The following is a 25,574-nucleotide window of genomic DNA, read 5'->3' on the forward strand; positions in this document are numbered from 1 at the left end:
TAACGATACAACTAGCAGTTATTCTATTGCCGGTTATGGGGCTATTTTTGTCCATTCTTATTAAGAAAAGATTCATAAAGTATGTAATGATTTTAGGATGCCTAATAAACATTTATTATCTATCCATCCCAAGTATCTTATCCTGGTTACATTACTTTAAGGTTATTTAATCAGGCACAGGAGCTTTTCTTCAAACTTTAAACATTTTCTACAATATTGTGCTGACAGGATAATCCCATGAAAGTAGACAGCAATGTGGATCAATCAACCGAGACGAGGAGAGAGGATACTATATGCTAATTGAATGTTTTCACCAATGGGCATATGACTTAATCCCTTTATAAATGGTTTGCAAGGGCTTTGATTAAGGCTCTGTGTACGAATGTAGAGATGATAAAACAAAAGGGGAATAAAAATGAAAGATATGCTTTCCACAAAGCTTAAATCTGTCTTGATTGTCAGCATTATTCTAGGAGGGTTCTTTCTCCTATTGGAACTTCGAACAGGTTTGCCAATCTATTTTATATTCGTGATGGTATATGCCTTCATAGGCAATGTTGTTTACGGGATACCCGTTTCCTTTCTTTCGGATTTTGTAACAATGAAGATCGGAAAGAATCGATTTATTTTCGCATCCTTGTTCTATCTGGTGTTTGGTTTTCTGCCCTCGATATTATTAGGAGAACTCGGAATTTATGCGGTCATCTGCTCTTTGCTCTTCTTCCTATCAGAAGAATGGCAGAGAATGAGAAAACACAATAGGGGGATAAAGCCGGCCAACAAGGTAATGATTACGAACACGCTATCTACCGTTATCTTATTCTCTTTAGCTATATATGGGTCAATGACTGTTTCGGGTCCATTGTTTGAAAAGCATACAAATGAAGTCTATCTCATTCCAAAAGGGTATGAGGGTGAAGTTAGAGTGGTATACAATATCAAGGATGCTCCAAGACCTAAAAAAAGTGAAGACTTTGATATTTATCGAATGAATGAAAAAGGATACATACTCAGCCCACTTCCTGAAAAAGAGGGGATTATTAATAATCAATATTTTTATATTGATAAAGAAGGAAATAAAGAAAGAATTGATGACTCTTGCATTAATTATGGAGGTTCGGAAGGTGTACAAATAGATGACTACGAGTACTCCAGCACCTATTTTACTGTAACAAATACACATTGCAGTGAAACGTTTACGGTAGATGGAGACCCTGATTTGCCCCGGGGAATCTCGTTAGAAGGGATTATTAAAGAAGAAGGATTGGATAAACCTAAAAACTAAATGGGATTATTTCCTGATTATGATACTTAAATATAGTTCGCTATTTAAAGAGCGGGTGTTTAATTTCAATATTGAGAGCTGCATCGGCAGCTCTTTTAACAGGACGGGTAGTTGAACAATAAATGATATAATACCCCTGTTAAAAGCATATTAAAGGTGGCTATTCAAATGGAAAATTGGATTGAATTATCTGCAATAGAATACAAAGAGGTATGGGATAGGATATATAATGAATTTAATTTTGAACCAAGCATATCAAACTTCCCATCTTTTGAAGTACCCAATCCATTTATCACATACGATGTATCCCCGTATTTAAATTGGTCCGGAGATTCAAATACTTATAATGAGATTTACAAAGATCTAGAGGATAAGTCATTGCTTGCTTTTCAAGAACTCACACAGAAAAATGAATATATGTATGCGTTAGATTGGCAACATCAAGATTATTGGATAAACCCCCGTATGGAGTTTCCGAAAAGTGAATTTGATGAATGGACAGTACCTATTTTTCCAAACGGTGATTATTACTTTTTTATTCATAAGAATTTTGAATGGGGATTATTAGGACACCCATGGCAAGAAACCATCACTATTTTTGGAAAAGAATTGATAAAGGGTTTTGAAAAACATCACCCGAGAATGTTTCAAAAGAAATTACGTCAGGGATAATGGGCCTTGTTGAATAAACGGGTGCGTTTGCTTAAGATCAGAGCTGACTTTAAGGAAGCTTTTTCTTCTAGGGGCTGTTTAGTTGAATAAGCATTTTACTAATAAAGGGACAGTACCTATTTTTCATGGTATTGTCCCTTTATCCTCCAATCAACCTTAAATCGTTTCGTTTTAAAAACAACAATCTTTACGAAAAGAGCCTTATTAAAAGAAGAATGGTGCCTAAACGATATTAATTTTAGATGACAAGGATGATTAGGAGTTTGAGGTTTTCAAGTATTGTACTATGATAAATTTAATTATTTGAGTTGGGAAGGGTATGGGACAGTGACAATACTCTTACAGAATTACCTAAGGAGTGATAAAATGGCACGTGTTTTATTTATTAATGGTGGATCAGAAGGACATGTCAATCCAACTCTTGGAGTTGTGCAAGAGCTTATTTCGTGTGGAGAAGAGGTAGTGTACTTTACGATAGAAGCTTTTCGAGAGCGTATTGAGAAGACGGGAGCCACTGTACGAACATTTGACGGTGAAAAATTTATAAAAGCTTTTATCTCAGGCGGGAGAAATTATTTACTCGAAAGAATCAACGGTCTTTTACGTACGGCAGATATCGTCATACCTAGCGTTCTTGAACAGATCAAGGGAGAGCATTTTGATTACATCATCCACGATTCCATGTTTGGTTGTGGCCGTTTACTTGCCCAAATCCTTAAGCTTCCTGCAATCAATTCTTGTACTTCTTTTGCGCAGACGAAAGCATCATTCGATAAAATGTTGGAACAGCTTTCTAAAGAAATCCCTGCACGTATATACGATGAATTTCAAAGCCTGACGGAAATGGTGAAGGGGAAATATGATGTGGAGATCCATTCTCCTTACGAAGTTTTTTGTAATCCTGCACCACTTACAATCGTTTATACAACGAGAGAATTTCAACCTTTTGGAGAAGCATTCGACCAAACTTACAAATTTGTAGGTCCATCCATCTCTTCACGATTAAAACAGGATGACTTTGACCTTGCTGCTATCAAAGGAAAAAGTCCCATTTACATTTCACTCGGGACAGTTTTTAACCGTGATGTTGATTTTTATAAGCTTTGTTTTGAAGCATTTGGAAATAGCATTCACACGGTTGTAATGTCGATCGGTCAACAAACCCCACTAATTGATTTAGGAGAGATTCCCCAAAACTTCATTGTAAAAAAATATGTTCCACAAACGGAAGTGCTAAAATACACTAAGTTATTTATCACACATGGTGGAATGAATAGTACCAATGAGGGACTCTACTACGGGGTTCCGCTAATTGTAATCCCACAAAGCGCGGATCAGCCAATTATTGCAGAGCAAGTTGCCAATATCGGAGCAGGTATTAAATTACAAATGCAAAGCTTGAATGCAAATCAGCTACGTGAGGCCGCAGATCATGTGTTAAACGACCCAACTTTCCATAAAGATGTTTCATATATAAGGGAATCCTTTCAAAAATCGGGTGGATATCACAAAGCTGTTGAAGAGATTTTTGAATTTAAAAGTCAATATGATATCTAAATATAAAAATTTCCCATCTTTTATTATCGGTGACATATAAAAGGTTTTGAAAAACATCAACCGAGAATGTTTCAAAAGATATTACGTCGGGGATCATTTAAACCTTGTTAAACTAACAGGTGCTTTAGCTGATGATCGGAGCTGTCTTTAAGGCAGCTTTTTCTTTATGCAACTATCAGGTTGATTTGCGGTGGCATATAAAGGTATTGTCCTTTTTACATAGAATGTTTTAAGAGAATGGCATGTGAATAAATGGGGGACATATATGGATATTTGTTTTATTGGCGGCGGAAATCAGACGAATAATGAATTAGGTGAAGTGTTCCTGGAACTGTCAAAAATGATTAAACCTAAAGCTAAGCTTTTGATAATCCCTTTTGCAACCGAAAATTCCAGGTATGAAAGTTGGATGGCAAGTATCAAACAAGCCTTTTCAATAATGGACAATGTAAGTATTGAATTATTAAACGAAGACCTTTCGGACACTGAAATGAAAAGTTCTATAATCGAACATGATATTCTTTATTTTATTGGTGGAAAGCCAGAAAGATTGATCCATGTAATAGAGGAAAAAGGACTTGCCCCAATTATCAAAGACTTTCAAGGTTTAATCATTGGATATAGTGCGGGGTCATTAGCTTTCTGCAAGGATTGCATAATAACAAAAGATAAAGACTATCCAGAAACGATAGTGATCAAGGGCTTGGGGTTAGTCGGATTTAGTGTTGAGGTCCATTACGAGGATATTATAGATGGAGAATTAATTCCCCTATCAAATGAACGAAAGATATATGCAATACCGAATGGAAGTGCAATTTTCTCCAAGAATGGGGAACCATTTAAAGTTACAAACGATATCTATTCCTTTCAAAATATGAAAAAGGGGATTGTGAACTTCCAAGTCATAAAAACAAATGCAGGTTGGCGGGGGACTGAAGGAATTGGTTGAAACTGGACAGGCCAGCTTTAAAGGCTAATAGTCGTTAGTGCAGGTTGTAGACAAGAGGGAGTTCGGTCCCGAAACCCAGTTTTAAAGCAAGACTAAGTTAAACTTTTTGTTTTTTTACTTTGGCTGTTTGCGTAAAGTTTGTTGTTTTGGATAGAGGGATAGTATGGTTTGTGATGAATAAATTAGTGAATCTATTTAAGGAGTGATTAAATGACATATGTTTTTTCTCTATTCATTATTTTTGTAATAGGCTTTGTTTGTTATCGGATGATTAAAAAGAAATCAATACCTTCAAATAGATACACACCTTATGATGACATCACAATGGGAATTAAAGATGACGATATACAACAAGATAATCCAATACATGATACCAAGCATCATATTCAATATGAAGAGAAATCAAATGACGACAAGACCGTTTAAAGCGGTCTTTTATTTTTCAACAGGAGTACAGTTCGAGAAGGCAACAATGTATGTGAACAGCCTTACTTATAAAACCCTCATTGGATTGAAGAAATTTGCTAGCCAAGACCCCACAGACGCTACTTTGATGAGACTTGGCAAGTTGGCGGATAGGGAGCGAATTTCTGAAATCAACTGGAACGTTTTTTTAAAACTGCAGACAAACTCAATTATTACCGAGTTTGCCTGCAGTCTGAAGCCAATAGACTAGCCAATGATAAGCTCTCCATTTTAACTGGAGAGCTTTTTCGGAAGGTATTTTTATATATTGACAATTCCTTTTGGATTGGTAATATTTACTTTATTGTTACGTTAATACCGGATGTGATTTTTAATAGAAGGCGGTTAAATTATGGATGGGAAAATCATTTACGATGAGTTTAATAAACTGATAGAAAGTGAGCAATATCGCAAATTGGTCATTTTATCATGACTAACTTTATGTACATATTTTGTTTATTAGTATGGGGACTTAATTTTATTGCCGTTAAGATTCAAGGTACACCTGTAAGTTTAGAATTATCTTTAACATATCGTTTAGGTTTGACGGCCATCCTATTTTTCATTTTATTGTGCATTCTTAGACCTAAAGGAAAACCAAAGAAAAAGGATGTTCCATTTATTATTGTGTTTGGAACTTGTAATTTTGCTTTAAGCTATTTATGCCTTTATTACGCCACTATCTTAAGTTCAGCGGCCATGGTTACTTTAATATTTTCATTGAAAGTCATTTTAACACCCATTGCCCTTCGTGTTTTTTTGAAGGAGCCATTACATCCACGTATCTTAATTGGTGGGATAATTGGTGTGCTGGCTGTTTGTATTGTTATTTACCCGAGTTTAAATAATGTTCATGGATTCAATGATATAAAGGGTATCATGATGGCTGTTCTTGGTACCCTCCTTACTGCATTGGGTGATGCAAGTTCAGCTAGAAATGCCAGGAAGAAAGTAAACCCAATCTATGCTAATGCACTTGGATTTGCGGTAGGAGGAATTCTTTTAGCGGCAATTGTGTTCATTCAAGGACAAGCAGTCACTTTACCGACATCTATTACCTATTTATCTGCTTTGTTCTATTTAACTATATTCGCTTCCTTTGGAGCTTGGCTATTCTACCTCAAGCTTGTAGAAAAAATAGGCGGGGCGAAAAGTGGATACATGGTTGCCCTTTTTCCGGCAATTGGAGGTATAGCTTCAGTGATGATCGGTGAATCAGATCCATCCATTTTCTTGGGAGCTGGCTGCCTGTTCAGTTGTTTAGGTGCCGCTATTGCATTAGGTTTTGGTATGAATATTGGTAAAAGTAACTTGAAAGAAGAAATATAGTTCGATTTACAGAGAGGGATGGGACAATGGAAAGTAAATGGTCAAATGAAATGAAAGTAGCGCAAATCCGGGTTGCACGTCCTACTGATCAGCTTAAAAAGGTTGTAAGCTTCTATTGTGAAGGATTGGGCTTGAAAAAAATCGGGTCTTTTGAAGATCATGAAGGATATGACGGCATCATGATTGGGCTTCCAGATTCCAGGTATCATCTGGAGTTTACCCAGCATAAAGATGGCAGTCCTTGTCCTGCCCCATCAAAGGATAATCTGCTTGTCTTTTATATTCCTGAACTTAAAGCCATTGAGAAAATCACGAATAGATTGAAAGGTATGGGCTATCAACCGGTTTCTCCAGAAAATCCATATTGGGAGAAATCAGGTGTTACCATTGAAGATCCGGATGGTTGGAGAATAGTTTTAATGAATTCACCCGGCATAGGAAATTAAATTTCGATTTAGCAATGTAAATGAAAACGACCGAAAAGCACCATGCTTTTCGGTCGTTTGGGGTTCATGAGGACATCGTGATCCCGCCATTGATGTGAATGCACTGCCCCGTTATATAAGCACCTTCATCAGATGCCAGCAGCACATATGCGCCTGCATGGTCAGCCGGTTGCCCAGGGCGGCCAAGCGGTGCCTCGGTACCGAACTCGGCTACGGATTGTTCGTCGAACGTCGCCGGGATGAGCGGAGTCCAAATCGGGCCTGGTGCCACCATATTGACCCGGATCCCTTTTTTAGCCACATTCTGTGCAAGGCTGCGTGTGAATCCGACGATTGCCCCTTTTGTCGCTGTATAATCCATCAATGTTGCATGTCCTCTATATGGGTTGATCGATGTTGTGTTGATGACTGAATTACCTTGTTTCATATGAGGAACCGCGTGCTTGCTCATATAAAAAACTGAATAAATATTGGTGCGGAACGTTTTGTCCCATTGCTCGTCCGTGATATCCTCAATGTTTTCCGTCGGGAATTGCACCGCTGCATTATTGACGAGGATGTCCAGCTTTCCAAACTCGTCCAACGTCTTCGTAATCAATTCCTTACAATTCGCCTTCACGGAAACGTCACTTGGAAGCAAGAGGCAGCGAACGCCTTCCGCTTCAATCAGCTGCTTCGTTTCCTCGGCATCACCGTGCTCATCTAAATAATTCACAACCACATGGGCGCCTTCCTTTGCATAAGCGATGGCAACCGCACGTCCGATGCCGCTATCTCCGCCTGTTATCAAGGCAACGCGATCCTTTAGCTTACCGCTTCCTATGTAATCCTTTGGCTGAATCGGAAGTGGATTCATCTCAGATTCAATGCCAGGCTGTCTTTCCTGTGTTTGTCCGGGCTGTCCGTTTTTTTGCTGTTCATATATATTCAAAGAAAATCTCCTCCTCTTAAACTATTGATCTAGTCATACTTTAGCCGTAAAAAAGTACGGTTAAACATCATGATTCCGATCGATTAATTTTGCAAACGATTACAGCAATATCGAAGCAAGAAAGGAATTACGGCGTTGGAAGTTGAAATACATGCTAATAAAACTTTCAGGGGTGTTAATGTGAATTCGATAGAAACAATACAAGAATTGACCAATAAAGAACAATGGTTAGAAGCCTTTCCAATCATGAATCAGCTGCGTACTGACTTAACTCAAAAAACATATCTGGAGTTACTTGAAGAAATGAAGAAAGATGGGTACCGTTTGTTTGCTTTATATAAGGATAACCAGGTTGTATCCTTGGCTGGTTTAAGCTGGAGAGTGAACTTTTATAATAAACGTCACGTATTTATTTATGACCTTGTAACAGATTCTTCCCACCGTTCATTTGGATATGGAGAGAAGTTATTGAATTATTTACATGACTGGGCAAAAGAAAACGGAGCTGCCTATGTGGCATTGGAATCTGGAATCCAGCGAAACGATGCCCACCGTTTCTACGAAGAGAAATTGGATTATGATAAATGGTGCTACTCATTTAGAAAAACGCTGTAAGTGGAAAAAGCTGAGTAATCAGCTTTTTTTTATGTTGGGGAACAAAAGAAGTAATGAAGTGAATGTAAGACACATCGTCCACTATGTGGTGAAACTCACGAGTAAAGGCGTGGAATTCACGAGTAAATGCTTAAAACTCACGAGTAAATCGGCTAAATTCACGAGTAAATGCTTAAAACTCACGAGTAAACAGGCTAAATACACGAGTAAATCGGCTAAATTCACGAGTAAATTGCTGCAACTCACGAGTAAATCGCCGATTCACGAGTAAAGGTGTGAAATTCACGAGTAAATCGGCTAAACTCACGAGTAAAACGCCGATTCACGAGTAAAAGTGTGAAATACACGAGTAAATGCTTAAAACTCACGAGTAAATCGCCGATTCATGAGTGAAAGTGTGGAATTCACGAGTGAATTTTCTGTATTTTGGTTTGTTTCAATACAATTGAAGAGATTGAAGAAGGCAATAATTTTGCTTTCATAAGCAATTATTGGTGCTGGCGGATTTTGTTAATCAAAATCAAATATTCATCATTTTTACAACTGTAAATTCATTCTTTCGCTGAAAAGATCTATTTGAACATTTTTGTAATGATTTATTTAGCCTTGGACATACTTAATTAAGATATCAAAAAGTAACATTCATTTAAGGAGGAAACCCAATGGCTAACGATAATATACAAATGAAAATGGAGCATATTTGGCAGGATACATGTGGATCATGGGAAAACTGTACCGAAGCAACAATTCAGTCATTCTTGGCGAAATCGCAAGAAAGCAATATAGACCCGCAATATTGCATGAGCTGGGTGGAACAGCATAAAGCACAAATACCTGAGTGGAATGCCGTTTCAAAAGTGTCGCTTGACTGGGTTAATCAACATACCTCAACGGGTTCACCCATTTCAATCAAGGATGATTATTAAAACTCTTCTGCTTATGATTGGTTCGAACTCTACTATGTTTAAGAGGTGAAGACAGTTGTCAAATAATGAGGAACAAAACGGTAAATCAAATCGTCGGGATCCAGATTACAAAGTTAATGCTTGGGATGAAATGAATGGTGAAGATAAATTTGTACAATCAGCCATCCAAGAGGAATTCAATAATCCAGTAATCGAAGAAACGATCTTGAAGTTCAATAAAATAGCAAATGAAGAAGAAACGGAAACATGATTTTGGACGCGCCCTATAGGGCGTTTTTTTTGAAGTATGAAAAAGCAAGAGCTTTTCGTTGGAACCTCTTTCACGGATACCTTGGAAATTCAGGATTTGTTTTGTATACGCAGTGAAATCGCTGAGATGATTCACTACGATTTGTTCTAAAATGTCTAAATTAATGTTTTGGTCATCATGAACAGCAATGTTTCTAAATCCAACCATAGCTTTTAAGCGCCTAGCTATATCTTCATCAATAACCGAATGGTCCTTCAACATATCAAAAGCATCCCTGCTTGATTTTTGATCAGCTACAATATGCATGGCCAGGTCAATCGAGGATTCGCATGTGCGTTGTATATTAAGGATGATGGAAGTCCTTTAGGCTTTCTGGATACAACCTTAACGCGGTTCATGCAACGCTCGATTACACTGGTCTTGTTCAAAATCACATCATTCTCCGTAAATGGACCCACTTTCCTCTGTTTTTTTAAAGATAATTTCACGCTCCTCATTCAATTTAGCGTACTGGCCACAAAAAAATCCTATGAAAAATATGGATTCATTTAGGGTGGCCGAAGAGCCCTGCTTCAGGGAAGGGAGCAAAATCCAGGATTTATAAAAAAGAATGATATACAAATAAAGGGAAAAGGCATTTTGGTATCGTATAAAGCATAGTATAGTTTTTTATTTTTGGCTCTTTTCGTAAAGATTGTTGTTTTTAAAACGAAACGATTTAAGGTTGATTGGAGCGCAAGTGCGAGACTCCTGCCCGCCCCGCGGAAAGCGAGCATCTGGAGGAGAAATCAACCACACCGCATTACTTGTTAAATCGCAACAAAGTATGCGAAAACAGCCTTTTTTTTAGCAATATCATTAAGGAGTGATGATCATGGAAGCATCTGTAGAGCGGATTTTTTCTATGGAATTGGTGAAATTGGCCGGGCATTTTTTTCAAGTGAATGCTGGGGATCCGGTTAAACTAGGAGATGCAGAGAACTATGTATTTGAGGTTTACAGGGATGGAACGCCATACATCTTAAGAATGACACATCAATCGCATCGTACAAAAGGTCAAGTCCTTGCTGAGTTAAAGTGGATTGAATATTTACAGAATAATAGTTGTGAGATTCCTAAAGTTCTCTCTTCGAAAGAAAATAACTTAGTTGAAACTGTAAAGGGTTCGGATGGTACGGAATTTTATTGTTGCCTGTTTGAAAAAGCTCCTGGTGTAAGGATGAAAGTCACCGATGAAAATTTCGATGAACCTTTATTTTTTGAATGGGGAAGAACGATTGGCCAAATGCATAAACAAACAAAAAATTATCAGCCTGAAACAAAATATAGAAGGCTGGATTGGCATGAAGAGGAACTATTGAATGCCGAACTCTATCAATCCGATGTTCCAGAGCAATTGATGCACCAACAGGAATTAATCAAGAAGAATTTAGATGCCCTTCCAGTTCATCAAGATAATTTTGGATTGATCCATTCTGATATACATAACGGCAATTTCCATTTTCATGAGGGGAAGATTCATGTTTTTGACTTTGATGACTGTTCTTATCACTGGTTTGCCAGCGATTTGGCCATCCCTCTGTACTATCTGATATGGAGCTTGGAACGTGAAGGGATAAAAGGGCTTGATGAATATGCCACCAAGTTCATGAGAGCATTCATAAAAGGCTATGAGACGGAAAATATCCTGGCACCTGAAGCATACGAATCGATTCCTCTATTTTTAAAGTTAAGGGACCTAACGTTATATAATTTTTTTCATAAAAAGTATGATTTGAACAATGCGGATGGTCAATTATTCAAAACCGTGAAAAAGATCGAACAAAGAATCATCGAAAGCCGTCCTATTGTTCACTTCGATCCGAACATGGTTCATTAAGGGGGATTGGAATGTCAGAAATGAAAAATCACATCATTCGGACTGGTGAATTGGCGGATGCGGAAGCGGTTTTGGATGTACAGAATTCCGTTATTTCCGAAGGAGAGTATTTTATTGCGGTATCGGAGGAGTTCAATAAAACACCAGAACAACAAAGGGATTGGATACGAACGTTATTGAAAAATGAACGGGATACCATCATCGTGGCCGAAATAAATGGTGAGGTCATTGGATGGATCGTGTTTCAATCGGAAAATAGAAAGAGAATGTCTCACAAGGGCTCATTTGGAATGATGATCAGGAAAAATTACAGAGGGAAAGGAATGGGAAAGGAGCTTTTAAAAGCGTTATTGGAATGGGCAGAGGCAAATCCGTTCATTGAAAAGGTGAGCTTGGGAGTATTTTCAACAAATCAGCGGGCAATATCACTGTATAAAAAGATGGGATTTGTTGAAGAGGGCCGTAAAATAAAGGAATTCAAGATGAGCGAACGTGAATACGTCGATGATATTATCATGTACAAAATGGTTTGATCAGACCAAAAGAGCATGAATGGATTGAATACATGCTCTTTCGGTTTGGTTATGTATCTATTTTTATATGAAAACGCTGTTTATGTTAGGCATCATCTAATTACTTTCACGTTCACTTGCTTTCTTCCCCACGTTAAAGCATCCGCTTCACCCGCGATGAATACATCGATTCTGTTTCCTTTGATGGCGCCGCCCGTATCTGCAGCAATTGCTCGTCCATAGCCTTCGACTTCAACGATGGAGCCTAGCGGAATCACGTTAGGATCGACTGCTATCAGTTTGGCATCATCATATTTTTTTAGGTCAACGCCCATTCTTGTAGTGCCTGAGCATCCCTGGCAGCTCGCTGTATATGCTGTACTTGTTACTGTTATTTCTTTAACGGCAGAGCTAGCTGAACTTGCTCTTTCTTTTAATTTACTGAAGGTCCGTGCACCGGCGATTCCATCAGCGGATAATCCCTTTTGCTTTTGAAAGTTGATGACGGCTTGCTTTGTACCTGTTCCATAAATGCCATCGATCGTTGATGTGTAAACGTCCCAGGCCTTCAATAATCTTTGCAGTTCAGCTACAGGCCTTCCCATATCCCCGCTTTTTAGTACCTGTATTTTCTGATTCGTTTGTGTTCCTGCTATTCCATCGACTTTCAGTCCTGATTTTTCCTGATACTTCTTTACGGATTCTTTTGTAATCGGTCCGAAGTTACCTGTTGCTTCATGATAGGGAAAAACCCCTTTTGTCAGTAATAATTCTTGTAAGTCTTTAACATCACTATTACTCATTCCAAATGAAAGTGTGCGATCCAAAGCAGCGGCTTCGCCTTTTGTTGGCATACAAACTCCTAGAATGAATACAGAAGCCGTTAGGATCGTTAATAAAATTTTCTTCATGTTTATCCTCCTCGTTGTTTCCTGCAATTAAACCATTCGTTAAACTATCACCCTTTTAGGCGCAGTTAAGGAAAAACACCGCGAAGGCACTAAGTAATTGTTAAAACATGTAACATATAAAAAAGAAATGAGGCGGACATCGGGTTACCATATCCTTAGTGATTAACTAATTATGGAAAATAATCAAGCTTCCCGTGAAACGAACGGAACCGTTTGGTTGAACAAGGGAATTCATTCATGTACGTTTATGTTAATAGAAATTCCATATCAAGGTTAATGGAGGAAATCGTTATGATTAAAGCAGTTATTTTCGACTTTGATGGTTTAATTTTAGACACAGAAACGGCTTGGTATGAGGCTTATAAAGAAACGATGGCTTTTTATAAATCTGATTTGCCTCTCGAACATTTCGTAAAATGTATCGGAACGGATAATACTGAACTTAATCAGTACTTCAAGGATCAGCTGGGGGAAAGTTGTAATATTGAAGAAATTGAATCCAGAGCAAAAAGCCTTCATGAAGTCAAAATGAAAACATCACAGGCACGTGAAGGTGTAAAGGATTATTTAGAAGAAGCAAAAAACAATGGATATAAAATCGCCCTCGCTTCAAGCTCGACGAAAGAGTGGGTCACTCATCATTTGGGGGAACTTGGACTGTTAAACTATTTTGAAGTTCTTATCACAGGGGATGATGTTGAAAAAGTAAAACCTGCGCCTGATTTATATGTAAAGGCAATTGAAGTTCTAGGCATTCGGCCCACAGAAGCCGTAGCATTCGAAGATTCGTTAAATGGGCTTCAAGCGGCCCTGACTGCAGGATTAAAGTGTGTAATCGTTCCTAATCCCGTTACGGAAGCTTTAGCTTTTGAAAATCATCATTTACGCCTCCGATCCATGATGGATAAGAGCTTGTCTGAAGTTATCAAACATATTGACCCATAAGCTTTCGAAGGAAATTATAGTATGATAAAGGAACGAAACCACGCCGAAGATGGCAGAGTCTTCGGTTTTTCCGGTTTTTAATGAATTGGTGCGGAGGGTGACATTATGGGATTGCAAACCAATGACGAAGGAGTCCGGCTGCGGGAGGTCAAGGAGAGTGATCTACCTATCTTTTTCGAGCAGCAACTGGATCCTGCCGCAAACTATATGGCTGCTTTCACATCCAAGGATCCAACAGAGACACACTGGAAGAACATCTTATCGAACCGGGATATTCAAAAAATGACCATAATCCACAACGGATGTGTTGCGGGCAGCATTCTCAGGTTTGAACAGTTTGGTAACCCTGAAGTGAGTTATTGGATCGGGAAGCAATATTGGGGTAAGGGAATCGCTACAGAAGCACTGCTCAATTTTTTGCCGAAAATAAAAGTCCTCCCTCTATATGCCCGCGCAGCCAAGGATAATCTCGCATCCATCAAGGTTCTGGAAAAATGCGGATTTGAAAGATTCGATGAAGACAAAGGGTATTCCCATGCAAGAGGGGAAGAGGTTGAAGAATTCATTTTGAAACTTGAATCAGGAAACCCCGGTTAAGATAAGAATATAACAATATCGTTAAACCTATGAGGAAATGGGTGGCATACAATGGGATATAAGATTTTTTCCATCATTTTTATTTTATGTGGTCTTTTTGTAATGTGGTTCGCCGTTTTTGGCAAAAAGAAAGAGATCAAAGAGTTCGGCTCAGGAATACAAACGAATTTCATCGATGTAATTTTAATGATGATATATAGGCTTTTACCATCTATTGTTAGAAAAATCCTTCTTTTTGCACTAGGCTTGGCCATTTCCATCGGCTTTACTTATATATTTTTCAGCTTGTGATTATCCGTGAATTTTCCCGATTAGATGAAATAGCCCTGAAACTTTATTCAAACAAAAACGTATTAAAAGAAAACGGTACATAGGAGTTGTTGCTATTTCGAGGAAAAAAAGTGTTTATGATAATGCGGGCGGGAAGGTGACGCCAATGAAGGCATTGGTTCAATATACCCAAAAAGAAGGATATCAGTATAGTAATAATATGCATTATATGGTAATGTAGGGTTTGTGTGATTTTGGAAAAAATGAAAAAAAGGAAGGTATTATATGTCTGAATCGGTTCTTAAGGTTCAATCCTTAACTAAAAAAATTGGAAAAGCAACCATTGTGGACAATGTTAGCTTTGAAATAAAAAGTAATGAAATATTTGGTTTGCTTGGTCCGAATGGGGCAGGGAAGACCACTATCATCCGTATGATCACAGGTCTCATCAATCGTACGGGCGGTACTGTCATGATCAATGGCAGTGACCTCGATAATGATTTCGAAGGTGCAATGAATCAATTGGGAGCGATTGTTGAAAACCCGGAGTTTTATAAGTACATGACAGGCAGAAAGAATATCCTCCATTATGCCCGAATGTCATCCAATGACATATCCAATGAGAGAATAGAAGAGGTCATCAAGCTTGTCAAACTGGATCATGCCATCGATAAGAAGGTTAAAACCTATTCATTAGGGATGCGTCAGCGCCTTGGCGTGGCACAGGCCATTTTACATAAACCGTCGTTATTGATTTTTGATGAACCGACGAACGGCTTGGATCCACAAGGGATTCGCGAGTTTCGTGATTATTTGAAAGTACTGGCGAGTGAAGGCGTCGGGATATTGATTTCATCACACTTACTATCGGAAATGCAATTGATGTGCGATAGTTTTGCCGTTATCGAAAAGGGAAAACTGATACATACGAAAGAACATATTTTAGATGAAAAAACCGAAACGATCAATGAAGTTTCATTCACTGTCAGTGATGGGAAGCTAGCTAAAAACATCCTTCAAGAACAGTTTGGGGATATTACGATTCTGAAATATGATGCGAAGACAATCTCCGTATCGGCCTCTCGTGAACAAACGGCCAATATAAATAGGAGTTTTATTGAAAATCAACTAGATGTCTATGAAATTGGCATTACTAGAAAATCACTGGAAGATAAATTCTTTGAAATCACTGAGCAGGAAATGAGGGAGTCTGTATGATGTCCTTAGTAAAAAATGAATGGATGAAAATCTTTTCAAAAGTATCAACTTATATATTCATCGCTTTTCTTTTATTGGCAGCATTAGGGACTGCAGTCATCGATTATAAACTAAGTCCCGAAGAATCGGGTAAAGATTGGAAGCAAGAGTTAAAGGCAGATATACAAGAACAGGAAAAGGCTTTGAAAGCTAAGGAAATCAGTGAAGATGAAAAAGCCGCGATCATGGAAGATATCAATCTCAACAAGCAACTGTTGGCTGATGATATAAACCCTGACTTGAACACGAATTGGACCTATATGGCGGAATGGACTACATCATTAACATCATTTGTCACTTTATTCGTCGTTATTGTTTGCAGCTCGCTCGTTTCCTCTGAATTTTCGGATGGCACCATTAAACAACTGTTGATCAGGCCTTATAAACGTTGGAAGATTCTACTTTCCAAATATATTACTTCCTTGTTATTTGCAGCGTTATTACTTGCGAGCCTACTTATATTCAGTTATCTTATCGGCATCATATTCTTTGGCAATGGTTCGTATTCAGACAAAATCATGGATCCCGCATCTTTCGGTGAATTCAGTCCGGTGGTAGTCGGTGAATATTTCGTGGACATGATCGTATACTGGATACCAGGATTCCTGGTCATCACGACCATCGCTTTCATGCTAAGCACATTATTTAAAAACCAAGCACTTGCAGTAGGTATATCCATTTTCATCCTATTTGCTTCCTCGACATTAAATATGGTCATTCAATCATTCATCGGCAAATACGAGTGGTTAAAATTCGTCTTATTCCCCCACCTTGATTTAAGGGGCTATATTTCCGGAGCCATGGAAATGTTCGATGGAGCTACACTTGGATTTTCAATGAGTGTACTCGGCATCTATTATCTTATCTTTTTAGCGCTAACTTTCTTCTTCTTCCAGAAAAAAGATATCACTAATTAAATAGTCCTTACCGAAAAAACCGAAATCAGTAACTGATTTCGGTTTTTATTATGCAACATAGAATGCATGAGCCAGTTGCTGCTTGAAAAAGTGAAACTTTTATCCATATTTATCCGTATAAGATAATATGAGGATATTTAGTAGGACATATGGATGTAAATTGAAAAATAAGGTTCTGTTAATTTGGGCTTATAGGATTCTCATGATCATTTCACGATGGTCAGTTGTTGGCGTAGTGATCGGGATAGGCGGAGGACTCATAATGGGGATCAGTTCCTGCCTGCTCGCCAGTAAGTAGCACCATACAGAATAGTCGACCCACGGAAATAATCCGATAGAGATGGAGTAGATTCAAAGATGGGAAAAATGCATGATAAACGAAAGTTCATAATTGTACTTATTATTATTGGAGCAGCATTAGGTTTCTATGTGTACTCGGCATTCTCTGAAAAATTGACAAAATCAACGGATTTGGCCAATGAATCCATCGGGGGATTCAAGGTTTTGGATAACATATCGAGTCCAGAATTTATTAGGGAATATGGAGAACCCATCGATCAAGATAATAATAATGCATATGATTATTATTATTGGAAAGGCGGGTTAAAAACGGCCTCTAGCAATACAGACGAGGATAAAGGGAAAATTATGCGGTTAATCATTTCAAGTACGGACGACGATCCATTTGAAAACTCCTTGCAAACAAGCAAAGGTATTAAATTAGGGAGTAAGAAAGCGGACGTTCTTTCGAAGTATGGAGATCATTATTATAAAAGTTATGAACAGGGAGCGGATATTATCGGCTACATTGACCATAAACGGAATATTACTTTAGAATTTTGGTGTGCTCCAGGTGGAAGGGTTGCAGAAATACGATTGGACGATGCAGAGGTCATGTAATGTTTTTTCTCAAGTGTCCTCGATTAAGAGGTTCGGCCGTTGAAGAAAGCGATGCGATAAACATTATGTTCATAAAAAATCTCATCTATCACTTACTATAAAAGCCATGCTGATGATGTTCAATCAATTAAGAGGGATTAGTAGTTAATGTCGGTGGTTGGGCAGGGTGTTAGAGCACTTCGCCTTTTTTTATTCTATTCTATTCTATTCTTGCCTTAATTACACTATATCATTCTCGGAAATTCATGTGTTTCGCGTTATTCACCGTTAACTATCTCTGCTGATTTTTTGCTTTTTGCCAGTTTATTGGATTCCTTTAAACGTTCTTTATCATTTTTAGCCAAAATAAAGTTGCCTCTTGAATAAAGGCCTGGTGTGATAGCGTCACATTTTCATAACTTGGGATAGGTAATCTCATTATTGGATGAGGTGTAGACTTTTCATTGCAGGATGGAACTTTTTTCTATTTTATCCGTATATTTAATTGTGTACGGTGCTGGGGGCACCGGTATTTAGTGCATTTATCATTTTTATAAATTTGGGAGATGAAAGATTATGAGCGAAAAAGGTTGTATGAAATGTGGAAGTAATGATGCTGCCAAGAAGGATGTAGCCATGACAGGAACAGGGTTGTCAAAAATGTTCGATGTCCAGAATAATCAATTTACGGTTGTGTATTGCAAGAATTGCGGTTATTCGGAGTTTTATAATAGGCAATCATCTGCAGGCAGTAATCTGCTAGATCTATTCTTTGGATGACCACTGGCATGACAAGAGACCCCCTTTTAATGAAAAGGGGGTTCTTGTTTTTTCTTCATTTTAGGAAGAGAATTACTGATGGAACCGGACTGGGTCGCCAAAATAAAAGAAGGAAGGGAAGACGAGATCAAGACGACATTGCCGCGCGATAGCAGGTGTACATGAATGATTCCCAATCACATGTGGGCGAATACATGACACGTGACGGCATGCCCAAGAAATGTTAGTATGAATGTAAAAAATGGGAATTTATTGAGGGGGAATGAAATGAATAAAATAGCACTTCTTCAACTGTCTCTAGCCATGACGATCTTTGGTTCTGTCGGTTTCTTTTCAGGACTATCAGGACTTCCTGCATTGGAATTGGTTTTTGTTCGCTGCATTTGTGCGGCCATTTTCTTATGTGCAGCCTGGATGATGACAGGACATTTCAAGAACGAAATATGGAATTCCAAAGAGGTAATGCTCATCATTTTCTGCGCGGTGGCCAACTTGTTGAACTGGATATTCCTCTTTAAATCTTTCGAACTGATATCGGTGACAATTGCCATTTCGCTTTATCATTTAGCGCCGATCATTGTACTCATTATCGGGAGCTTCATCTTTAGGGAGAAAATGAGTTTATTTTCCATCCTGGCCATTTCACTTTGCTTCATTGGCACATTATTCATTATGGGAACAGATGGATTTCGATCATCAACCCCTGAATGGGAAGGGATCATTTATGGGATCATTGCTGCATTTTTCTATGCGGCAACCATGCTTTTAGGAAAGAGCATTTCAAAGACAAGTGTATACGCGACCACCTTTCTGCAAATGTTCATTGGATTTCTATTACTGATTCCTTTTGTCGATTTTTCAGTCTACACAACGCTAAAATCTTCCGAATGGTTTTATACGGTACTTACCGGCATCATCCATACAGGCGTCGTGTATCTGCTGTTTTTTAATAGTATCCGCCATTTGCCTACAAATGTAGTATCTTTCATGATTTTTGTCGATCCGGCAGTGGCCATCCTTTTGGATATTCTTCTTTCAGGATTTCAACCGGACAGGATTCAAATCCTGGGCATTACATTGATATTTATTGGTGTGCTCTATTCACTTAAGACGACAAGACCGAATGAAAAGGATGTCATGCAAAAAAGGCCGCACACAATGTGAGGCCTTTTTTCTTTATGGTTTTTCTATCAATCTATTGATTAAAATGATAGACATCCCAAATGTCAGGGGTTTCTGATCCAAGGTACCAGGCAGATACACCGCCTAGATGATTTTGTTTGACCAGGTCAATACGGAGCTTCACTGATTTTTTATCTTCTATCCATATTTGATGCTTTTCCCCTTTGGAAGTATACTCCACGTAATTTTGTTGAGCCTTTTTATCCCATACCTTTTTAAGTTTATGGGATGAAATGATTTTGTTGACTTCAGCCATGGTACGGTCATGACTTTTCACTTTTTTGGTCGATAAATCGGTTACCCATTCCCTCGTATAAAATGGTACAGCCAATATGATCTTATGGGCAGGTACTTCTTTCATTAAAAGCTTCGTTCCTTCTTTGATCCAAGGTAACGAGGAAACGGACCCGGCTACCGGGCTCCCTCCCCAATGCTCGTCATAACCCATTATGATGATGTAGTCCGCTATTTTGCCAAGTGCTTTCCTATCCAGACTTTTTGACCAAAAAGGGTCTTCATTTTCTCGGGTGACATCCACGGATACTTTAATTCCATGCGGCTTTAAGGCTTTTTTCAGTTCGCCTATGAAAAGTACAAAGTCCTTCTTGTTTTTTGGATCGATGTTTTCAAAATCTACATTTATTCCATCACTTTTAGTTTTAACAAGTGAATCACGTAAAGCTGAAACTAATTTCTGGCGCTTTTTTGTATTGCCTAGTACAGAACCAGTTAAAACAGGGTCAAATTGATTTCCGATAAGCTGCCAAACTTGTTTTCCTTGTTTATGGGCGTTTTGGACGAATTTTGCATCCGCAGAAACGGACACGAAATTACCGGAATCCTTCAGCGTATAGGAACGGGGAGATACTACATTTAAATTAGGTTGTTTCATTTGTTGGGTGTAGTTTTCTTTCGATCCATTATGCGTCCAGCCCATGACGATAGGTTTTTGCGCCTTTTTTTGAAGCTGGGATGTCTTTATCCATCCCTTCTTCCCATCAAGCAATTGAACCTGGTAATAATAATCCGGGATCTTCAATTTTTGGCCAACTTTAAGGGTAACCGTATGTAAGACGTTTAATTTCGTCAAATCACTTGTGGTTACCTTATATTTAGTGGAAATCTTCCACAATGTATCTCCTGATACAACCTTATGGATCTTATATTTCTGGGGGATCTTCAGGTTTTGGCCAATATTTATTTCGGTCGAAGTTAATTTATTTTCTTTTTGCAGCTCACTTAGTGAAACACCATATTGATTTGCTACTTTCCATAATGTGTTTCCAGCCTTTACTTTATGGATAATAGGCCCCGCGGAATCTCCGACGGAAGTAGACATGACGGGAAACTCCTCGCCCTTTTTTAAGGGCTTTAATTGAGTGGAACCTAATTTAGGAGAACTAAAAACTTTTGTATTGTCCACTTTAACAGAACCTATGTAAAGGGTGTTGCTTGATGAATGACCACTGGGTGGAAAGAGGCATATACAAAGAAGGCTTAATATAATAAAACATCCAAAGAATTTTTTCACAATGATTTTATTCCCCTTTGTAAAATTTAACTTTACTAGTTTACTATGGAGAATCGCTATAAAATAGAGGTACATTGTGGAAAGGCTCTATATAGAAGAAAATATGGAATCTAATTATGATTCTGTATTGTTGTTCCACTCTATGGTAGGACGAATTATTTTGCTTACTGCTGGGACTGGAGGGCTGATATTGACAGTTCCGTTCTTTTCAAGATAACGAAACCCTATACATATGAACAGGTTAATCATTTTTTACTGGTTGGCCTTTTTTTACGCTTGCAGCTGAAAATGACTTGTACATGACATTTGTCATCTTCTAGTCATGACACCTGGTACTAATAAATTCAGGTTATTTTCTTTATAATATGAAATAACGACAAATAAAAAGGAAGTGCAATTGAATAATGACCTTGCAAAATACGAAAAACTTGAGAAAACAAATTGCTCCTTTTGAACAATCAACGACAAAGCAAAGTATATGGCAGATCATCAATACCTTGGGACCATTCATTATTTTATGGTACCTAGCATATATAAGTCTTTCCGTTTCTTATTGGTTAGCTTTAATTCCAGCTGTGTTTGCTGCTGGTTTCTTGACAAGGATATTCATCATTTTTCATGATTGCACGCATCATTCATTTTTCAAAAACCGCCGTGCGAATAGAACAGTCGGTACGATCATGGGTGTTTTGACTTTATTCCCGTTTGATCAATGGGGACATGAGCATTCTGTGCATCACGCAACAAGCGGCAATTTGGATAAGCGGGGGACGGGGGATATTTGGACCCTTACGGTAGATGAGTATTTGGCTGCACCGCTTAAACTTCGTTTTGCGTATCGTTTTTATCGCAATCCATTGGTTATGTTTGGTTTGGGACCCATTTATGTTTTCCTTCTTAAAAACAGATTTAACCGTAAAGGTGCTAGAAAGAAGGAAAAGATGAATACGTATTTGACGAATGTAATAATCGTCGCTTTAGTGGCATTGCTTTGCCTGGCAGTAGGCTGGCAGTCGTTCCTTCTGGTTCAAGGTTCCATCTTCATGATTTCTGGTTCAGTGGGAATTTGGCTGTTTTACGTCCAGCATACATTCGAGGACTCTTACTTCGAAGAGAATGAGGAGTGGGAATATGTATTGGCGGCAGTGGAAGGAAGTTCTTTTTATAAGCTTCCAAAACTGATGCAGTTCCTTACAGGTAATATCGGTTACCATCATGTTCACCATTTAAGTCCAAGGGTGCCTAACTATAAATTGGAAATGGCGCACAATAATACAGAGCCTTTAGAGAACGTTCCAACGATTACTCTTGCGACAAGCTTGCGCTCACTACGTTTCCGTTTATGGGATGAGGAATCAAAGAATTTTGTTAGCTTCAAGGACATTAAATATTTAACGAAAAAAAGTGTTCCCGTTCAAGTGAAATCTGAACTGTAACGTTCATGTATCATTCCGGACTCCCTTAATAATCCTTGGATTTGGGGGAGTCTTTGCTGCATATAAGGAACTCGATAAAGGAGAGAACTTAAAATGATTCGAATTGTCATTGCAGAGAATCAGCAAATGCTGTTAGAGGCAATAAGTTCTCTACTCAATCTTGAAGAAGATATAGAAATTGTCGGGCAAGCCAGTAATGGAGAAGAAGCGATGGCCCTTGTACACCAATTACAGCCTGATGTGTGTATCATGGATATGGAGATGCCTGTAATGAGCGGACTTGAGGCGGCAGAAGCATTAAAGTCATTTGAATGCAAAGTGGTCATTTTAACGACATTTCGAAGGTCTGGTTATTTTCAACTCGCATTGAAAGCTAATGTAAGTGGTTATTTATTGAAGGATAGCCCGGGTGAAGAGTTAGCCTGCTCGATTCGCGGCATAATGGACGGCAAGCGAATATACTCCCCAGAACTTATAGACGAGTCTCCCAGCAATAATGACCGGGAAATGGGAGTGTTAGGGCTGTTAGCCGATGGTCAATCCAAAATGGAAGCGTCTAATAAGCAAAGCGACACAATAGGGACAGTAAGGAAATATTTTTCAACCATCAAGGATAAAATGAAGTTACCGGCTGGTTAGGATTTGTTTCTTAAATCCTGTTGACACGTTTTTTTTAATTGTGTACGATGGATTAAATGATAATATTGAAAATTCTGTGATGAAGAGAGTAGTTCATTTCGAAATGGAAAGCGAGTTAGGGATGGTGGGAGCCTAATGCAGGACGGATGAATGAAGCGCACTTTGGAGAAATTTCTTGAAACGTTTAGTAGGGAACATCGGGGAGTCACCTCGTTAACAATGGAAAGTGGTCACAATTGTGGCAACTAGAGTGGTACCACGGGAATTCATGCTCTCGTCTCTTATTTAGAGGCGGGGGCTTTTTTGTTTAGGAGGGAAAATGTCGATGAATAAGCCAATTGCAGAATTGATTTCAACTGCTTTGAACAATGAAATGCAAGCAAGTGAAATAGAGAAATTAATGGAAAAGCCAAAATTGATGGAGTTAGGTGATGTCGCCTTTCCGTGCTTTACTCTTGCAAAAAAATTCAAAAAATCGCCTCAGGTGATTGCGTCTGAAATAGCTCAACAATTAAACAGTGAGTTGCTCCAAGAAGTGAACGTTGTGGGTGGTTATCTGAATATCTTCGTCAATCAACAGATGGTGACGGAAAACGTGCTGCAAACGATATTAAGGGAAAAGGATCAGTATGGTTCGGTGCAGCCTGTACAGGAAAATGTCGTGATTGATTACTCATCCCCGAATATCGCCAAGCCTTTTTCCATGGGGCACTTACGCTCAACGGTCATAGGGAATGCACTGGCTAACATTGCCGAAAAAAATGGCTACGATGCCGTGCGTATCAATCATTTAGGAGATTGGGGCACACAATTCGGCAAGTTGATCGTCGCGTATAAGCTGTGGGGCGACAAAGAGGCAATCGAGGCTTCGCCGATTCAGGAATTATTGAAGATCTATGTGAAGTTCCATGAAAGAGCTGAAACGGACGAATCGTTGAATGAACAAGCGCGCGCAAGCTTCAAGTCTCTTGAAGATGGGGACGAGGAAGCACTGGCTCTGTGGAAATGGTTCAGGGATGCGTCTTTAAAAGAATTCGAGACGATTTATGATTTATTGGGCATCCGTTTTGATTCCTATGCCGGCGAAGCGTTTTACAATGATAAAATGGATGCTGTTGTCGGGGAGCTAAAAGAAAAAGGCTTGCTTACCCTATCCGAAGGTGCCTATGTCGTGCAATTGGAAGATATGCCGCCTTGTTTGATTACGAAAACCGATGGGGCGACACTTTATGCGACGCGTGATTTGGCTGCAGCCATGTATCGTAAAAAACAGTACGGGGCGAAGAAAACATTTTATGTTGTCGGAAACGAACAATCCCTGCACTTTAAGCAACTTTTTAATGTCATTGAAAAAATGGGGTATGGATGGTCAAAAGATTTGCAGCACGTAGCATTTGGCATGATGTTAAAAGACGGCAAGAAAATGTCGACACGTAAAGGGAAAGTCGTGCTGCTTGCGGATGTATTGGCAGAGGCAATCGAAACTGCGAAGCGCAATATTGAAGAAAAAAATCAAGCGCTTGAACAGAAGGAACTCGTTGCAAGACAGGTTGGTGTCGGAGCGGTCATCTTTAATGATCTAAAAAATAACCGTATGAATGATATTGATTTTTCATTAGAGCAAATGATGAATTTTGAGGGAGAAACGGGTCCATATGTACAGTACACATATGCGCGAATTTCCTCATTGCTTGAAAAAGGTGAATTTAAAGAGCAGTCCCTCACTTTTGAAGCTTTAGGAGAATATGCGTGGCCAGTCATCCAGCTGTTGGAGCAATACCCGATCATTGTCCAAAAATCATTTGAACAAGCCGACCCATCACAAATCGCGAAATTCAGCTTGCATTTATCGCGTGCATTCAATAAGTATTATGCACATACCAAAATCTTAGTTGAAGATGAATGCAAACAAATGAAGCTCTCATTCGCTTTTTCCGTGGCAGTTGTATTAAAGGATGCGCTAAGTTTATTGGGAATTTCAGCGCCGAATAAAATGTAAGTTCAAACCCTGCAAAAAAAGAATGAAAAACGCCTATTCGATGATTTCGAAGTCCACCGTTGAATGGATCTGATTTCCTTGTCTTGATGACTAATCATTAACCGAGTCCATAAGCAACGGGCTTACTTTTCCGAAACATGATGATATAGAGTGAAATATGGCGGGACCCTTTGACGGGTGCCCGCCTTTTTTGAAATGAAAAATGCCCTTACTCCCAAATGGGAATAAAGGCATGTACCCGTGAACATGTCACGGCGATAATGAATTAATAAGCCAAGCTGAATAGGGCTTTGATGTGTGATAGATAGCGAACATTACTCGCTTCTTTCATCAATGTAGCCGGCAGGCCTTTAAGGGAAGTGTTATTGGCCCCAACGGTTGCCACCGCATCCTTACGGCCTAGGCTCGCAAGTGT

General features: G+C 38.8%; 28 protein-coding genes, 2 pseudogenes and 1 other annotated feature. Of the genes and pseudogenes, 25 read left to right on the forward strand and 5 right to left on the reverse strand.

What is annotated here, in order from left to right; all coding sequences use genetic code 11:
• The first annotated feature begins 415 nt into the window (after positions 1 to 415).
• The 8 genes from ACQKFG_RS24975 (at position 416) to ACQKFG_RS25010 (ending at position 6,703) form a co-directional block, all read left to right on the forward strand.
• Complete coding sequence (locus ACQKFG_RS24975) at positions 416 to 1,285, forward strand: DUF6843 domain-containing protein (RefSeq protein ID WP_427563739.1); 870 nt, start codon at positions 416 to 418, stop codon at positions 1,283 to 1,285.
• A gap of 168 nt (positions 1,286 to 1,453) precedes the next feature.
• Positions 1,454 to 1,957, forward strand: coding sequence for a DUF2716 domain-containing protein (locus ACQKFG_RS24980; protein WP_427563741.1), 504 nt, complete (start codon positions 1,454 to 1,456; stop codon positions 1,955 to 1,957).
• Positions 1,958 to 2,323: 366 nt separating this feature from the next.
• Entirely contained in the window at positions 2,324 to 3,514 is a 1,191-nt protein-coding gene (locus tag ACQKFG_RS24985) for a macrolide family glycosyltransferase (protein ID WP_427563743.1), read from the forward strand.
• Between the two features lie 265 nt (positions 3,515 to 3,779).
• Positions 3,780 to 4,463, forward strand: a complete 684-nt coding sequence (locus ACQKFG_RS24990) for a Type 1 glutamine amidotransferase-like domain-containing protein (RefSeq protein WP_427563745.1) — start codon at positions 3,780 to 3,782, stop codon at positions 4,461 to 4,463.
• A gap of 210 nt (positions 4,464 to 4,673) precedes the next feature.
• A complete protein-coding gene (locus tag ACQKFG_RS24995; RefSeq protein ID WP_192206557.1) occupies positions 4,674 to 4,889 on the forward strand; it encodes a DUF3951 domain-containing protein in 216 nt (71 codons plus the stop codon).
• Positions 4,870 to 5,139, forward strand: coding sequence for a hypothetical protein (locus ACQKFG_RS25000; protein ID WP_427563747.1), 270 nt, complete (start codon positions 4,870 to 4,872; stop codon positions 5,137 to 5,139). The genes ACQKFG_RS24995 and ACQKFG_RS25000 overlap by 20 nt, the downstream gene beginning before the upstream one ends.
• 218 nt (positions 5,140 to 5,357) lie before the next feature.
• Positions 5,358 to 6,257 carry a DMT family transporter gene (locus ACQKFG_RS25005; protein WP_427563749.1) on the forward strand — a complete coding sequence of 300 codons (900 nt, stop codon included), beginning with the start codon at positions 5,358 to 5,360 and terminating at the stop codon, positions 6,255 to 6,257.
• 50 nt (positions 6,258 to 6,307) lie between these two features.
• Positions 6,308 to 6,703 (forward strand): VOC family protein, encoded by a 396-nt coding sequence (locus ACQKFG_RS25010; protein ID WP_427563789.1) that lies wholly within the window; start codon positions 6,308 to 6,310, stop codon positions 6,701 to 6,703.
• Positions 6,704 to 6,767: 64 nt separating this feature from the next.
• Here the strand turns inward: ACQKFG_RS25010 and ACQKFG_RS25015 are convergent, their stop codons facing one another.
• On the reverse strand, positions 6,768 to 7,634 hold the full coding sequence (locus tag ACQKFG_RS25015) for an SDR family oxidoreductase (RefSeq protein WP_427563751.1): 867 nt from the start codon (positions 7,632 to 7,634) through the stop codon (positions 6,768 to 6,770).
• A gap of 180 nt (positions 7,635 to 7,814) precedes the next feature.
• Here ACQKFG_RS25015 and ACQKFG_RS25020 point away from each other — a divergent pair, with 180 nt between their 5' ends.
• From ACQKFG_RS25020 to ACQKFG_RS25035, 4 genes are all read left to right on the forward strand, one after another.
• Entirely contained in the window at positions 7,815 to 8,249 is a 435-nt protein-coding gene (locus ACQKFG_RS25020) for a GNAT family N-acetyltransferase (protein ID WP_427563753.1), read from the forward strand.
• A 58-nt stretch (positions 8,250 to 8,307) separates the two neighbouring features.
• Complete coding sequence (locus tag ACQKFG_RS25025; protein WP_427563755.1) at positions 8,308 to 8,520, forward strand: hypothetical protein; 213 nt, start codon at positions 8,308 to 8,310, stop codon at positions 8,518 to 8,520.
• 391 nt (positions 8,521 to 8,911) lie between these two features.
• Positions 8,912 to 9,175: a hypothetical protein gene (locus ACQKFG_RS25030; protein ID WP_427563757.1), complete on the forward strand. Its 264-nt coding sequence runs from the start codon at positions 8,912 to 8,914 to the stop codon at positions 9,173 to 9,175.
• A 55-nt stretch (positions 9,176 to 9,230) separates the two neighbouring features.
• Positions 9,231 to 9,425 (forward strand): hypothetical protein, encoded by a 195-nt coding sequence (locus ACQKFG_RS25035; RefSeq protein WP_192208359.1) that lies wholly within the window; start codon positions 9,231 to 9,233, stop codon positions 9,423 to 9,425.
• Positions 9,426 to 9,509: 84 nt separating this feature from the next.
• Here the strand turns inward: ACQKFG_RS25035 and hepT are convergent.
• Positions 9,510 to 9,823: pseudogene (hepT, locus tag ACQKFG_RS25040) on the reverse strand (type VII toxin-antitoxin system HepT family RNase toxin); the annotation flags it as partial.
• Between the two features lie 476 nt (positions 9,824 to 10,299).
• Between hepT and ACQKFG_RS25045 the strand changes: the two are divergent.
• A complete protein-coding gene (locus ACQKFG_RS25045; protein WP_427563759.1) occupies positions 10,300 to 11,304 on the forward strand; it encodes a phosphotransferase enzyme family protein in 1,005 nt (334 codons plus the stop codon).
• Between the two features lie 11 nt (positions 11,305 to 11,315).
• Positions 11,316 to 11,837 carry a GNAT family N-acetyltransferase gene (locus tag ACQKFG_RS25050; protein WP_192206550.1) on the forward strand — a complete coding sequence of 174 codons (522 nt, stop codon included), beginning with the start codon at positions 11,316 to 11,318 and terminating at the stop codon, positions 11,835 to 11,837.
• 92 nt (positions 11,838 to 11,929) lie between these two features.
• On the opposite strand, the gene ACQKFG_RS25055 is transcribed toward ACQKFG_RS25050, so the two are convergent.
• Positions 11,930 to 12,727: a peptidoglycan-binding protein gene (locus ACQKFG_RS25055; RefSeq protein ID WP_192206549.1), complete on the reverse strand. Its 798-nt coding sequence runs from the start codon at positions 12,725 to 12,727 to the stop codon at positions 11,930 to 11,932.
• 291 nt (positions 12,728 to 13,018) lie between these two features.
• On the opposite strand from ACQKFG_RS25055, the gene ACQKFG_RS25060 reads away from it, so the two are divergent.
• From ACQKFG_RS25060 to ACQKFG_RS25095, 8 genes are all read left to right on the forward strand, one after another.
• Positions 13,019 to 13,672, forward strand: a complete 654-nt coding sequence (locus ACQKFG_RS25060) for an HAD family hydrolase (RefSeq protein WP_349730237.1) — start codon at positions 13,019 to 13,021, stop codon at positions 13,670 to 13,672.
• Positions 13,673 to 13,777: 105 nt separating this feature from the next.
• Positions 13,778 to 14,269 carry a GNAT family N-acetyltransferase gene (locus tag ACQKFG_RS25065; protein WP_427563762.1) on the forward strand — a complete coding sequence of 164 codons (492 nt, stop codon included), beginning with the start codon at positions 13,778 to 13,780 and terminating at the stop codon, positions 14,267 to 14,269.
• 51 nt (positions 14,270 to 14,320) lie between these two features.
• Positions 14,321 to 14,560 carry a hypothetical protein gene (locus ACQKFG_RS25070; protein ID WP_427563764.1) on the forward strand — a complete coding sequence of 80 codons (240 nt, stop codon included), beginning with the start codon at positions 14,321 to 14,323 and terminating at the stop codon, positions 14,558 to 14,560.
• Positions 14,561 to 14,824: 264 nt separating this feature from the next.
• Positions 14,825 to 15,757, forward strand: coding sequence for an ABC transporter ATP-binding protein (locus ACQKFG_RS25075; protein WP_192206546.1), 933 nt, complete (start codon positions 14,825 to 14,827; stop codon positions 15,755 to 15,757).
• Entirely contained in the window at positions 15,757 to 16,713 is a 957-nt protein-coding gene (locus ACQKFG_RS25080) for an ABC transporter permease (RefSeq protein WP_349730241.1), read from the forward strand. The genes ACQKFG_RS25075 and ACQKFG_RS25080 overlap by 1 nt, the downstream gene beginning before the upstream one ends.
• 357 nt (positions 16,714 to 17,070) lie before the next feature.
• Positions 17,071 to 17,613 carry a hypothetical protein gene (locus ACQKFG_RS25085; protein ID WP_427563766.1) on the forward strand — a complete coding sequence of 181 codons (543 nt, stop codon included), beginning with the start codon at positions 17,071 to 17,073 and terminating at the stop codon, positions 17,611 to 17,613.
• 555 nt (positions 17,614 to 18,168) lie between these two features.
• Entirely contained in the window at positions 18,169 to 18,372 is a 204-nt protein-coding gene (locus ACQKFG_RS25090; RefSeq protein ID WP_192206544.1) for a zinc ribbon domain-containing protein, read from the forward strand.
• A gap of 267 nt (positions 18,373 to 18,639) precedes the next feature.
• A complete protein-coding gene (locus ACQKFG_RS25095; protein WP_192206543.1) occupies positions 18,640 to 19,536 on the forward strand; it encodes a DMT family transporter in 897 nt (298 codons plus the stop codon).
• A 31-nt stretch (positions 19,537 to 19,567) separates the two neighbouring features.
• On the opposite strand, the gene ACQKFG_RS25100 is transcribed toward ACQKFG_RS25095, so the two are convergent.
• The gene (locus ACQKFG_RS25100; RefSeq protein WP_427563769.1) at positions 19,568 to 20,893 is read right to left on the reverse strand and encodes a glycosyl hydrolase family 18 protein; all 1,326 of its coding nucleotides are present in this window, start codon (positions 20,891 to 20,893) and stop codon (positions 19,568 to 19,570) included.
• A gap of 596 nt (positions 20,894 to 21,489) precedes the next feature.
• Between ACQKFG_RS25100 and ACQKFG_RS25105 the strand changes: the two genes are divergently transcribed.
• The 3 genes from ACQKFG_RS25105 (at position 21,490) to argS (ending at position 25,159) form a co-directional block, all read left to right on the forward strand.
• Entirely contained in the window at positions 21,490 to 22,521 is a 1,032-nt protein-coding gene (locus ACQKFG_RS25105; RefSeq protein WP_342614576.1) for a fatty acid desaturase, read from the forward strand.
• Between the two features lie 93 nt (positions 22,522 to 22,614).
• Complete coding sequence (locus tag ACQKFG_RS25110) at positions 22,615 to 23,160, forward strand: response regulator (protein WP_427563771.1); 546 nt, start codon at positions 22,615 to 22,617, stop codon at positions 23,158 to 23,160.
• Positions 23,161 to 23,227: 67 nt separating this feature from the next.
• Positions 23,228 to 23,445, forward strand: a binding site (T-box leader).
• A gap of 34 nt (positions 23,446 to 23,479) precedes the next feature.
• Positions 23,480 to 25,159, forward strand: coding sequence for an arginine--tRNA ligase (argS, locus tag ACQKFG_RS25115; RefSeq protein ID WP_427563773.1), 1,680 nt, complete (start codon positions 23,480 to 23,482; stop codon positions 25,157 to 25,159).
• A 265-nt stretch (positions 25,160 to 25,424) separates the two neighbouring features.
• Here the strand turns inward: argS and ACQKFG_RS25120 are convergent.
• Positions 25,425 to 25,574, reverse strand: a pseudogene (locus ACQKFG_RS25120) (NAD(P)/FAD-dependent oxidoreductase); the annotation flags it as partial.

The sequence above is a fragment of the Peribacillus sp. NPDC076916 genome, from assembly GCF_050269675.1.
Taxonomy (GTDB): domain Bacteria; phylum Bacillota; class Bacilli; order Bacillales; family DSM-1321; genus Peribacillus; species Peribacillus aracenensis.

Excerpts from the sequence above, each read along its gene's own strand:
- ACQKFG_RS25105 (WP_342614576.1), top strand. The coding sequence starts at position 21,490 with ATGACCTTGCAAAATACGAAAAACTTGAGAAAACAAATTGCTCCTTTT.
- ACQKFG_RS24980 (WP_427563741.1), top strand. The coding sequence starts at position 1,454 with ATGGAAAATTGGATTGAATTATCTGCAATAGAATACAAAGAGGTATGG.
- ACQKFG_RS25000 (WP_427563747.1), top strand. The coding sequence starts at position 4,870 with ATGACGACAAGACCGTTTAAAGCGGTCTTTTATTTTTCAACAGGAGTA.
- argS (WP_427563773.1), top strand. The coding sequence starts at position 23,480 with ATGTCGATGAATAAGCCAATTGCAGAATTGATTTCAACTGCTTTGAAC.
- ACQKFG_RS25045 (WP_427563759.1), top strand. The coding sequence starts at position 10,300 with ATGGAAGCATCTGTAGAGCGGATTTTTTCTATGGAATTGGTGAAATTG.
- ACQKFG_RS25100 (WP_427563769.1), bottom strand. The coding sequence starts at position 20,893 with ATGTCTACTTCCGTCGGAGATTCCGCGGGGCCTATTATCCATAAAGTA.
- ACQKFG_RS25070 (WP_427563764.1), top strand. The coding sequence starts at position 14,321 with ATGGGATATAAGATTTTTTCCATCATTTTTATTTTATGTGGTCTTTTT.
- ACQKFG_RS25060 (WP_349730237.1), top strand. The coding sequence starts at position 13,019 with ATGATTAAAGCAGTTATTTTCGACTTTGATGGTTTAATTTTAGACACA.
- ACQKFG_RS25065 (WP_427563762.1), top strand. The coding sequence starts at position 13,778 with ATGGGATTGCAAACCAATGACGAAGGAGTCCGGCTGCGGGAGGTCAAG.
- ACQKFG_RS25085 (WP_427563766.1), top strand. The coding sequence starts at position 17,071 with ATGGGAAAAATGCATGATAAACGAAAGTTCATAATTGTACTTATTATT.
- ACQKFG_RS25055 (WP_192206549.1), bottom strand. The coding sequence starts at position 12,727 with ATGAAGAAAATTTTATTAACGATCCTAACGGCTTCTGTATTCATTCTA.
- ACQKFG_RS24985 (WP_427563743.1), top strand. The coding sequence starts at position 2,324 with ATGGCACGTGTTTTATTTATTAATGGTGGATCAGAAGGACATGTCAAT.
- ACQKFG_RS25030 (WP_427563757.1), top strand. The coding sequence starts at position 8,912 with ATGGCTAACGATAATATACAAATGAAAATGGAGCATATTTGGCAGGAT.
- ACQKFG_RS25005 (WP_427563749.1), top strand. The coding sequence starts at position 5,358 with ATGACTAACTTTATGTACATATTTTGTTTATTAGTATGGGGACTTAAT.
- ACQKFG_RS25095 (WP_192206543.1), top strand. The coding sequence starts at position 18,640 with ATGAATAAAATAGCACTTCTTCAACTGTCTCTAGCCATGACGATCTTT.
- ACQKFG_RS24995 (WP_192206557.1), top strand. The coding sequence starts at position 4,674 with ATGACATATGTTTTTTCTCTATTCATTATTTTTGTAATAGGCTTTGTT.
- ACQKFG_RS25090 (WP_192206544.1), top strand. The coding sequence starts at position 18,169 with ATGAGCGAAAAAGGTTGTATGAAATGTGGAAGTAATGATGCTGCCAAG.
- ACQKFG_RS24975 (WP_427563739.1), top strand. The coding sequence starts at position 416 with ATGAAAGATATGCTTTCCACAAAGCTTAAATCTGTCTTGATTGTCAGC.
- ACQKFG_RS25010 (WP_427563789.1), top strand. The coding sequence starts at position 6,308 with ATGAAAGTAGCGCAAATCCGGGTTGCACGTCCTACTGATCAGCTTAAA.
- ACQKFG_RS25080 (WP_349730241.1), top strand. The coding sequence starts at position 15,757 with ATGTCCTTAGTAAAAAATGAATGGATGAAAATCTTTTCAAAAGTATCA.
- ACQKFG_RS24990 (WP_427563745.1), top strand. The coding sequence starts at position 3,780 with ATGGATATTTGTTTTATTGGCGGCGGAAATCAGACGAATAATGAATTA.
- ACQKFG_RS25075 (WP_192206546.1), top strand. The coding sequence starts at position 14,825 with ATGTCTGAATCGGTTCTTAAGGTTCAATCCTTAACTAAAAAAATTGGA.
- ACQKFG_RS25050 (WP_192206550.1), top strand. The coding sequence starts at position 11,316 with ATGTCAGAAATGAAAAATCACATCATTCGGACTGGTGAATTGGCGGAT.
- ACQKFG_RS25110 (WP_427563771.1), top strand. The coding sequence starts at position 22,615 with ATGATTCGAATTGTCATTGCAGAGAATCAGCAAATGCTGTTAGAGGCA.